Source organism: Marinobacter iranensis (assembly GCF_029207565.1).
In the GTDB taxonomy this organism is placed as follows: domain Bacteria; phylum Pseudomonadota; class Gammaproteobacteria; order Pseudomonadales; family Oleiphilaceae; genus Marinobacter; species Marinobacter iranensis.
The window spans coordinates 1-249 of sequence record NZ_JANCMW010000337.1; the positions used below are offsets into that span (position 1 = coordinate 1).

The window sequence follows — 249 nt, forward strand, 5'->3', positions numbered from 1 at the left end:
ACCGGGATCAAGAGCATCAACGTCCACAGCAGAGAGGTGCCGTAGTTCTGACCTGCCTGCGTATAGGTTCCAAAAGCGCCGGCATCATTGTCGCCGACCATGACAATCAGTCCCGGGCCGACGATTGCCATCAAGGTCGCCAGCCTAGCCCGCCAAGTCTTTCGTACACCGGTGTCGTGCTGCCGGATGGTGCCGAACGCGCCGTGGATGTCGCCAATATGCGCGCTATCCAGGACAGCGGGCGCGCTT

The 249-nt window shown here is 61.0% G+C and carries 1 pseudogene; it reads right to left on the reverse strand.

Annotated elements, in window-relative coordinates:
* Positions 1 to 249 (reverse strand): annotated as a pseudogene (locus NLU14_RS22605) (hypothetical protein); the annotation flags it as partial.